At 54.3% G+C, this 9,662-nt stretch carries 10 protein-coding genes and 1 pseudogene; all 11 read left to right on the top strand.

What is annotated here, in order from left to right; translation table 11 throughout:
• The first annotated feature begins 36 nt into the window (after positions 1 to 36).
• The 11 genes and pseudogenes from hslO (at position 37) to greA (ending at position 9,649) form a co-directional block, all read left to right on the top strand.
• A complete protein-coding gene (gene hslO / locus FPL14_RS14550; protein WP_182303662.1) occupies positions 37 to 918 on the top strand; it encodes an Hsp33 family molecular chaperone HslO in 882 nt (293 codons plus the stop codon).
• A 17-nt stretch (positions 919 to 935) separates the two neighbouring features.
• Positions 936 to 1,877, top strand: a complete 942-nt coding sequence (locus FPL14_RS14555) for a peptidyl-prolyl cis-trans isomerase (RefSeq protein WP_182303663.1) — start codon at positions 936 to 938, stop codon at positions 1,875 to 1,877.
• 151 nt (positions 1,878 to 2,028) lie between these two features.
• Positions 2,029 to 2,970 carry a cysteine synthase A gene (gene cysK / locus FPL14_RS14560; protein WP_182303664.1) on the top strand — a complete coding sequence of 314 codons (942 nt, stop codon included), beginning with the start codon at positions 2,029 to 2,031 and terminating at the stop codon, positions 2,968 to 2,970.
• Between the two features lie 187 nt (positions 2,971 to 3,157).
• Complete coding sequence (locus FPL14_RS14565) at positions 3,158 to 4,726, top strand: anthranilate synthase component I family protein (protein ID WP_182303665.1); 1,569 nt, start codon at positions 3,158 to 3,160, stop codon at positions 4,724 to 4,726.
• Complete coding sequence (gene pabA / locus FPL14_RS14570) at positions 4,723 to 5,304, top strand: aminodeoxychorismate/anthranilate synthase component II (RefSeq protein WP_182303666.1); 582 nt, start codon at positions 4,723 to 4,725, stop codon at positions 5,302 to 5,304. The genes FPL14_RS14565 and pabA overlap by 4 nt, the downstream gene beginning before the upstream one ends.
• A 162-nt stretch (positions 5,305 to 5,466) precedes the next feature.
• Positions 5,467 to 6,180: an aminotransferase class IV gene (locus FPL14_RS14575; protein WP_229263915.1), complete on the top strand. Its 714-nt coding sequence runs from the start codon at positions 5,467 to 5,469 to the stop codon at positions 6,178 to 6,180.
• The gene (gene folP / locus FPL14_RS14580) at positions 6,180 to 7,037 is read left to right on the top strand and encodes a dihydropteroate synthase (RefSeq protein WP_182303667.1); all 858 of its coding nucleotides are present in this window, start codon (positions 6,180 to 6,182) and stop codon (positions 7,035 to 7,037) included. Before FPL14_RS14575 ends, folP begins: the two co-directional genes overlap by 1 nt.
• A 2-nt stretch (positions 7,038 to 7,039) precedes the next feature.
• On the top strand, positions 7,040 to 7,432 hold the full coding sequence (gene folB / locus FPL14_RS14585) for a dihydroneopterin aldolase (protein WP_182303668.1): 393 nt from the start codon (positions 7,040 to 7,042) through the stop codon (positions 7,430 to 7,432).
• Between the two features lie 73 nt (positions 7,433 to 7,505).
• Positions 7,506 to 7,945 (top strand): annotated as a pseudogene (gene folK / locus FPL14_RS14590) (2-amino-4-hydroxy-6-hydroxymethyldihydropteridine diphosphokinase).
• Between the two features lie 6 nt (positions 7,946 to 7,951).
• Positions 7,952 to 8,980, top strand: coding sequence for a tRNA dihydrouridine synthase DusB (gene dusB / locus FPL14_RS14595; protein ID WP_182303669.1), 1,029 nt, complete (start codon positions 7,952 to 7,954; stop codon positions 8,978 to 8,980).
• Positions 8,981 to 9,172: 192 nt separating this feature from the next.
• Positions 9,173 to 9,649: a transcription elongation factor GreA gene (greA, locus tag FPL14_RS14600; RefSeq protein WP_182303670.1), complete on the top strand. Its 477-nt coding sequence runs from the start codon at positions 9,173 to 9,175 to the stop codon at positions 9,647 to 9,649.
• Positions 9,650 to 9,662: the final 13 nt, after the last annotated feature.

The following is a 9,662-nucleotide window of genomic DNA, read 5'->3' on the forward strand; positions in this document are numbered from 1 at the left end:
ATAGTAAGATTATGGTACCGTAGGAGGTCAGGCAGGATGAAAGACGAGTTAATTAGAGGTACGGCTTGGGATGGCGGCTTGCGCGTATTCGCCGCGCGAACGACGGCGCTTGTGTCGGAGCTGCAACGGCGTCAAGATACGCATCCGACCGCGACTGCGGCGCTTGGCCGCACGGCGACCGTTTCGGCGATGATGGGCGTTATGCTCAAAGGCAATGAAAGGCTAACCGTTCAAGTTAAAGGGGATGGCCCGTTAGGCCAAATCGTAGTCGACGCTAACGCGGCTGGAGAAGTGAGAGGGTACGTCGATCACCCCCATACCCACCTTCCGAGCAACAGCCAAGGCAAATTGGATGTAGCGGGAGTCGTTGGCACCTCGGGATATCTCCATGTTACGAAAGATTTGGGCTTGAAGGAGCCTTATCGAGGAAGCGTTCCGATCATTTCGGGAGAGCTTGCCGAAGACTTTACATATTATTTCGCGGAATCCGAACAGAGTCCTTCCGCTGTAGGGCTAGGGGTGCTGGTAGATACGGATAACTCCGTGCTGCATGCCGGAGGTTTCATCGTTCAGGTGCTGCCGGGCCTATCCGAAGACAAGCTGGTGCGCTTAGAACATGCTATCTCGGCAATGCCTCATGTGACCGCGTTGCTTGATCAAGGGGAAACGCCGGAAGGGATTTTGCGTTTTCTTCTGGGGGACGAGATCACGATTCATCAGACGATCGAGCCTGTATTTAAATGCAAATGCTCCCGGGAAAGATTCGAGAAGGTATTGATCACCTTGGGAAGACAAGAGCTTAGAAGCATCATCGACGAAGACGGTCAAGCCGAGCTGCATTGCCATTATTGCAATGAGAAATATATGTTCGAAGCGGAAGAACTGGAATCGTTGCATCGTCTTTCGGATCGGGATTAGGGAAGGGATGATTGATCATGAGGGAGACGATACGGCGCAAGCCGCTCGTACTGCTGGCCCTCTTAGCAACATCGGTTATGACATCAAGTTGCAATTCGGAATCGTCGCCGACGCCGGTTCCAAGCGGGACTATCCCCAAGGAGACGGGCGTGGGAGACGAGATCGTAGCCACGATCGGGCAGTCGTCCATCACCCGTCAGCAGTTGCTGAATCAGCTTCTAACCTCTTACGGTTCTCAGACGCTTAGGGGCATGATGCTTCAGGTGGCCGTTAGCGAAGAGGCGAGATCTTCGGGGATCGATGTGACGGATGAAGAACTAGAGCAAGAGTTAAGGCTCATGAAACAAGGCTACGAGGATGACGAACAATTCTACGAATCCATGAATGAACAGCTAGGCATGAATCGGGAGGAAGTCCGGGCGGATGCACGTTACCGGTTGTTGCTAGAGAAACTGTCCATTCGCGATATTACGGTTACGCAATCGGAAGTCGATGAATACTTGGAACAGCATCGGGAGCAATTCCAGCCGCGCGCCGAATATCAATGGGCCCAGATTGTCGTACAAACCTCGGAACAGGCGGACGGGTTGCTCGCCCGGCTTGCCGAAGGCGAGGATTTCGCGGAATTGGCCCGCGGTTATTCCATGGACGAATTCACCGCCGAAGACGGAGGCAACGTCGGATGGGTGGAGGCAGAAGATCCGTTCGAGCCCCCGACGGTGATGGACGCCGTTTCTAGGATGCAAATAGGCGCTATCACAGGACCGATTCCGATCGATCAGGGATATGTCATCGTAAGATTGGATGGCAGGAAGGAAATCCAGACCAAGACGGAAGAGGAAGTCCAGCGGGAAGTGAGACGGCAATTGGCCCTTGGGAAAGCCGTTTCCACTAGAGAGCTGGAACAAGAACTGTTGCTTAAGTATCGCGCCGATGTGAAGGACGATTCATTGCGCTAACGGGTTATCGGAAAAGCGAAATCGAAGAGCCAGCTATTGACAATCCTCTCCGTGTTTTGATAAGATGAAGACAAACAAAAAGCCGACTGTTTTAGTCGGATTAACGCAATGAGGCGGCAAAGCCGCATAATTTTGGGAGGGAACATGTCCAATGGCTAAGATTGTACAGAATGTTACTCAGCTTATCGGCGATACGCCACTCGTTCGTTTGAACCGCATCGTACCTGAAGGCAGCGCGGAAATCTACGTAAAATTGGAATATCAAAATCCGGGTTCCAGCGTTAAAGACCGTATCGCGATCAGCATGATCGAAGAAGCGGAAAAACAAGGCCTAATTAAACCGGGCGTGAGCACGATCGTTGAACCTACCAGCGGTAACACGGGTATCGGTTTGGCGATGGTTGCAGCCGCTAAAGGATATCGCGCGATTCTAGTAATGCCTGAAACGATGAGCTTGGAGCGTCGCAACCTGCTTCGCGCTTACGGCGCAGAGCTTGTTCTAACTCCGGGTTCCGAAGGCATGAACGGTTCCGTTAAGAAAGCGGAAGAAATCGCGAAAGAAAACGCGGACTACTTCTTGCCGCAACAATTCAAGAACCAAGCGAACGTTAAAATCCACCGCGAAACGACGGGTCCTGAAATCGTGGAAGCTATTAATTCCTACGACGGCAAGATCGATGCTTTCGTAAGCGGAATCGGTACGGGCGGAACGATCTCCGGTGCCGGCGAAGTATTGAAACAGAACTTCCCGAACATCAAGGTGTACGCGGTAGAACCCGCTGCTTCCCCGTTGCTGTCCGGCGGCGGCCCCGGCCCTCATAAAATTCAAGGTATCGGCGCTAACTTCATTCCGGAAATTCTGAACCGCGAAGTCTACGATGCGGTTCTGACGGTCGAGAACGAAGAAGCATTCGAAACGGCTCGCGCGGTTGCTAAAAAAGAAGGCTTGCTCGTAGGGATCTCCTCCGGAGCGGCTATCTTCGCAGCGCTCAAAGTAGCCAAAGAACTCGGCGCAGGCAAACGCGTTGTCGCGGTTGTTCCTTCCAACGGCGAACGTTACCTGAGCACGCCGCTCTTTAACTTCGACAACTAATCGGCGAATAACGCAGCTCCCGTCTTTGGCGGGAGCTGTTTTTTGCGTGGCAGGCGGCATGCTTGATGGGGAATCGGGTCGGCATGAGGACCGGAGCAGCGGCATCGGGCAGCTCGCGAAAGTAGCTCATGTTATCCGCCTTGTGGTATTCTGCTTAATATGAGTAGCGGTCGAGGGAGCAGTAAGCGTGGAAGTAATCGCATGGGAGCAATGGAAAAGATGGAGCAAGGAAGGCGATTTTACTTTGCTTCCGTATATACGCAAGATCGGGGCGGAACCGGGAGCTTTGTTGCCTGCTTTCTGGGATAAGGCTTGGGAGGACGCGTCGGCGCACGCCTGTTTGCTGGAAAGCGGCAAAGGCGGTCGATACTCGTTCGTCGGCTTGAAGCCGGTGTCGGTTATCGAGGGAAAAGGCGGTCGCGCGCGCGTGCTGGAGCCGAACGCAGCCGAAGGCGGTTGGACGGAGACTCGGGCAGAAGAAGGCGCTCCGCTCAAGCTGCTGAGAGAATGGCTGCGGCCATGGACGGGGCCAAGGCCTGCGGGTGTGCCGGATTGTATCGGGGGCGTGCTGGGATTCTGGAGCTATGACATCGTTCGCAGTCTGGAGAAGCTGCCCGTATTGGCTGAGGACGACTTGGGTTTGCCGGATTACGTGTTCCAGAGGTTCGAGGAGCTATGGATCGCGGATCACGTCGAGAATGTTATTTACTGCGCGGTTCATGCGCAAGTTAAAGATGCGCGCGGCGAATTATTGGAACGGCAATTCGATCTGGCGCGCCAACGTACGCTAGAGATGGAACGGCAGTGGACGAGCTGGGTTTCGGCAAGCCGTTCGGTTATGCAGACGGAGCGGCATACGCGAATGCTGGAACGGATGGAGCGGGATCAGCTTCAAATCGACGTGGAAAGCTTGCCGGGATTGTCGACGTCGATGAGCAGAGCGGCTTATGAGACGGCGGTAAGGAGAATTCAGCATTACATCGGACAAGGGGACGTCTTTCAGGTCAATCTTGCGATGCGCCAGAGCAAATCGACCAACGCAAAGCCTGAAACGCTCTATGAGTGGCTTCGGTTGGTGAACCCTTCTCCGTATATGGGAATGCTTAGGACGCCTTCTTTTGCGCTTGTCAGCGCCTCTCCGGAACTGTTGGTGAAGTTGGACGAAGGACGGTTGTCCACTCGGCCGATCGCGGGAACTCGGCGTCGCGGCAGGTCGGCGGAGGAAGACCGGGCGATGGAGGAAGAGCTGCTCTTGAGCGAGAAGGAACGGGCGGAGCACGTGATGCTCGTAGACCTTGAGCGCAATGATCTTGGGCGGGTGGCGGCGTACGGTACGGTCAAGGTGCCGGAGCTGATGACGGTAGAACGCTATTCGCACGTGATGCATCTCGTGTCGCAGGTGGAAGCCAAGCTTGCCGCCGGGAAAGACGCGCTCGACGTACTGGCGGCGGTATTCCCGGGAGGGACGATTACGGGAGCGCCGAAAGTCCGCACGATGGAAATTATCGAAGAGCTTGAGCCAACCCGCAGAGGGCCGTATACGGGCTCTATGGGATGGATTGACTACAGCGGGAATATGGAATTTAATATAATTATTCGTACGATCGCGGTTCAAGATGGGATTTGCCATATTCAAGCGGGAGCCGGCATCGTTATCGATTCCGAGCCGGAGCGGGAATTCCACGAGTCCTTGAACAAAGCCAAAGCGCTTTGGAAAGCGGTACAGTACAGCGAAGGGCAGGGAGAATCGATATGATTCTGGTCATCGACAATTACGACTCGTTTACGTATAACCTCGTGCAATATTTAGGGGAGCTCGGGGAAGAGATCGTCGTCCATCGCAACGACGAGATCGACCTGGACGGAATCGCCAAGCTGGCGCCGGATCATATTCTCATTTCTCCGGGACCTTGCACGCCGAACGAAGCAGGCATTAGCTTAGCGTTGTTGGAACGCTTCAAGGGAGAGATCCCGATCTTCGGAGTATGCTTAGGGCATCAGGCGATCGGACAAGCTTTCGGCGGCGACGTTATCCGGGCCGACCAACTCATGCATGGCAAAACATCCGAGATCAAGCATGACGGGCGCACGGTTTTCGAAGGGCTTCCTTCTCCGTTCACGGCTACCAGGTACCATTCGTTGATCGTCAAACGCGACACTCTGCCGGACTGTCTAGAGATCAGCGCGGAGACGGAAGACGGCTTGATTATGGGTTTGCGGCACAAGGAATACGCCGTGGAAGGCGTGCAATTCCATCCGGAGTCGATCATGACGGATAACGGGTTGAAGATTCTGCGCAATTTCTTGAGCCAGAAATCGGGCGTTAGAGCATGAAGTACCTTTACAACGGACAATTAACCGACAGCAACGCAGCCGTGATCTCCGCATTCGATCACGGCTTTTTGTACGGCATGGGCGTGTTCGAGACTTTCCGGACCTACGGCGGACGCTTGGCTGCTGGAAAAGCATGCGGAGCGCCTGGCGAAAGGCTGCGAGATGCTAGGCATCCGTTACGTTCCGGAAGCGCACCGGATGAGAGAAGCGGTGGCGAAGCTGCTGGAAGCGAACGATCTGGCGGACGGGTATATCCGTTGGTCGGTATCCGCCGGCGAGGGAGCGATCGGGTTGCCTAGCGACGATTACGGGCAGCCGAACGAAATCGTGTACGCCAAGGAGCTGGCGGCGGACGAGCCGTCTACCCGGAAAGGCAAAACCGTGCGCCTGCTCAAGCTTCCTCGCAGCACTCCGGAAGGCGACGTTCGGTTAAAATCGTTTCATTATATGAATAATATCAACGCCAAAAGGGAACTAAATAGTGCGGGAGCAAGACCGGGGACGGAAGGGTTGTTCTTGAACGGGGAAGGCCATGTCGTCGAGGGAATGGTCAGCAACGTGTTCTGGATCTCGGACGGCGCGTTGTATACGCCCGCGGCTTCGACGGGTCTGCTCGAAGGCATTACGCGGGAGTACGTGATCGCGTTAGCGGCGGAAATGGGCATACGGACGGAACAAGGCCTCTATGATTGGGATAAGCTGCTGTATGCCGACGAAGTGTTCCTTACGAATTCCATACAAGAAATCGTTCCTGTCACGAAGGTCGAGAATATAGGCGGGCGAGGACTGAGTCCGGGCGGGTGTAACTCCGTCGGGGCCCTTACCTATAACTTAATGCATCGGTATCGGGCTGCAGCGGAAAGGAACGACAGTTAATGAAACCGACGATATATACCCGCGATTATATGCTGAACGGCGGATTAAAGCTGGAGTTGGGGCAACGCACGCTTATTATGGGCATCTTGAACGCGACGCCGGACTCCTTCTCCGACGGAGGACGGTTTAATGCGGTGGAAGCCGCAGTCGAAAGAGCCAAGCAAATGGCCGCGGAAGGAGCCGATATCATCGATATCGGCGGAGAATCGACCAGGCCGGGCCATGATCCGGTGCCGTTGGAAGAGGAATTGCGCCGGGTTATTCCGGTGATTCAAGCCGTGCGGGAGCACGTCCGGCTTCCAATCAGCGTAGATACGTACAAGGCGGAAGTCGCGAGACAAGCGCTGGAAGCGGGCGCTCATATCGTTAACGACGTATGGGGGTTCAAACGCGAGCCGGAAATCGCGGCCGTCTCCGCGAAATCCGGATGCCCGGTTATTCTGACGCACAACAGGGATAATCGCGATTATTCGGACTACGTTGCGGACGTGCTTGAAGATTTAAAAGAGAGCGTCCGGCTTGCGCTAGCGGCAGGCGTTGGAGAGGACCTGATCTGGCTCGATCCGGGCATCGGTTTCGCGAAGGATTACGACGAGAATCTGGAGCTGATGGGTCGCTTGGGAAAGGTAGTATCGCTCGGTTATCCGGTACTCTTGGGAACGTCCCGCAAAAGATTTATTCAGACGGCGCTGGGCGTTACCCCGAATGAAGCGGTGGAAGGCACGGGCGCCACGACCGCTCTCGGCATCGCTCAAGGCTGCCAGATCGTGCGGGTTCATGACGTGCTTCAAATGAAAAGAGTAGCGGCGATGTCCGATGCGATCGTCTATCGGCAAGCCGAGAAGCCAGGAGGTTGACCATGGATAGAATGCAGCTTAAACGAATGGTGTTTTATGGTTATCACGGGGTATATCCCGAGGAGAATAGATTGGGACAGAAGTATTTCATCGATCTGGATATGAGGATGGATCTTAGCCGCGCGGCACGGAGCGACGATGTGAACGACACGGTTAACTACGCCGATATCCACGCGCTAGTCAAAGGAATCGTGGAGGGACCGCCGGTCAAGCTCATCGAGACGCTGACCGAAAACATTGCGTCCGCCGTACTGGGTACGTATACTAGTATCATTAAAGCAACGGTGTCGGTGACCAAGCCGAATCCGCCGTTCGATATTACTTTTGACGGAGTGACCGTTGAGTTGCGAAGACAAAGGGATGGGAACGGGAACATCGTACCTGTAGAGGATTGAGAACCGCGTGCAAGAAGCATACGTGGCGCTAGGCGCTAATCTGGGCGATCGGGAATCGTCGCTGGCGGAAGCGGTGAGCAGGCTGCAAGCCGATCGCGAGCTTGAAGTCCGTCGCATTTCGGCGATATACGAGACTGCCCAGTCGGATATACGGATCAGCCTTCTTTTCTCAATATGGCGGTGTGCTTAAGTACGGAACTTGATCCGCTGGCCCTGCTTCGCCGTTTGCTGGCGATTGAACAGGAAATGGGTCGCGTCAGAGACGTGCGATGGGGACCGCGCAACATAGATTTGGACTTATTGGTTCATGGAGAAGCGAAGGCGGATACGCCGGAATTAACGCTCCCGCATCCCCGCATGGGGGAGCGGGCATTTGTATTAGTTCCGCTTAGAGACGTTTGGCCGAACGATATTCTTTTCCCATGGGAAGCGGAACTGTCGTCATTCTCCCTGCAAGAAGAAGGAATCGCTCGATACGCTGAATGGGACGGCCAGGGGCTACGAAAGGAGTAATGAGTTATGCTTAAGATCGGTAACGTTCCGATGAACAATAACGTCGTGCTTGCACCGATGGCCGGCGTCTGCAATCCGGCTTTCCGGCTTATCGCCAAGGAATTCGGATGCGGGCTCGTCTGCGCGGAGATGGTGAGCGACAAGGCGATCCTGCACGGCAATCAGCGGACGCTGGAAATGCTGTTCGTGGACGAGCGCGAGAAACCGCTAAGCTTGCAGATCTTCGGAGGAGACAAGGAATCTCTTGTCGAGGCGGTGAAGTTCGTCGACCAGAACACCAATGCGGATATCATCGATATCAACATGGGTTGTCCGGTGCCGAAGGTAACGAAGTGCGATGCGGGAGCAAGATGGCTTCTGGATCCGAAGAAAATCTATGAAATGGTATCATACGCCGCGGATGCCGCGAAAAAACCGGTAACGGTGAAAATGCGCATAGGCTGGGACGACCAGCATATCTACGCGGTCGAGAACGCGCAAGCGGTCGAGCGCGCGGGCGGAGCGGCAGTCAGCGTGCATGGGCGTACCCGGGAGCAGCTCTATACGGGCAAGGCCAACTGGGATATTTTACGGGACGTGAAGCAAGCGGTTAATATTCCGGTTATCGGCAACGGCGACGTGTTCTCTCCGGAGGACGCCAAGCGTCTTCTCGAACATACGAATTGCGACGGAGTCATGATCGGCCGCGGCGCCCTTGGGAACCCGTGGATGTTGTATCGTACCGTACATTACTTGACGACGGGGGAACTTCTGCCCGACCCGTCTCCGGCGGAGAAAATCCGCATTGCCGTTCTGCACTTGGATCGCCTGGCCGATCTCAAGGGAGAGAACGTGGCCGTAAGGGAAATGCGCAAGCATCTTGCATGGTACCTGAAGGGGATGCCGGATTCCGCGATCGTCAAAAATTCCGTCATGGATCTGACGAGCCGTTCGGAAGTCGTCTCCGTCTTGGAGAATTACGTAACGACGGTTGAAGAAATGTTGCAACGGGAAGCAGGGGAAGCTTCTGAACAGGGCGAAATCCTCGTACACTGAGAGGAAGCGGTTTCATCAAGTGCTTTCCGCGAATTGACATTTTTCAGGGGTTGAAATATAATCAGTACCAATATTCGCCCAAGCATCAGGAAAATCGTAGGCTAGCATCCATTAAGATGTCATGTCAGCGGTGACCGACATATATTGGATTAGCAACCCTGAAAATTTTTCCCATGACAGGAGATCGGTGAGATGAGCGATAAGGAAGTGCTTCTAACCCAGGATGGGCTTAAGAGGCTTGAAGATGAACTCGAAAACCTTAAATCCGTCAAACGCCGCGAAGTGGCAGAGCGCATTAAGGTTGCAATCGGCTATGGAGATATCAGCGAGAACTCGGAATACGAGGACGCGAAGAACGAACAAGCATTCATCGAAGGCCGCATCATTACCCTTGAGAAAATGCTTCGTAACGCCCGGATCATCAACAACGAAGAGATCGACCTGGAAACGGTCAGCATCGGTTCAACTGTCGTTGTCGAGGATCTCGAATACGGCGACACGATGGAATACACGATTGTAGGTACGGCGGAGTCTGACCCGTTGAACAATAAGATTTCCAACGAAAGCCCGGTCGGTAAAGCGATTATTGGCAAGAAAAAAGGTACGACGGTTGAAGTGAACGTTCCCGCGGGCATCATTCAATACAAAATTGTCGATATCAAAATGTAATCAAACGACCCTT

This window comes from Cohnella cholangitidis (assembly GCF_014107495.1).
Lineage (GTDB): Bacteria > Bacillota > Bacilli > Paenibacillales > Paenibacillaceae > Cohnella > Cohnella cholangitidis.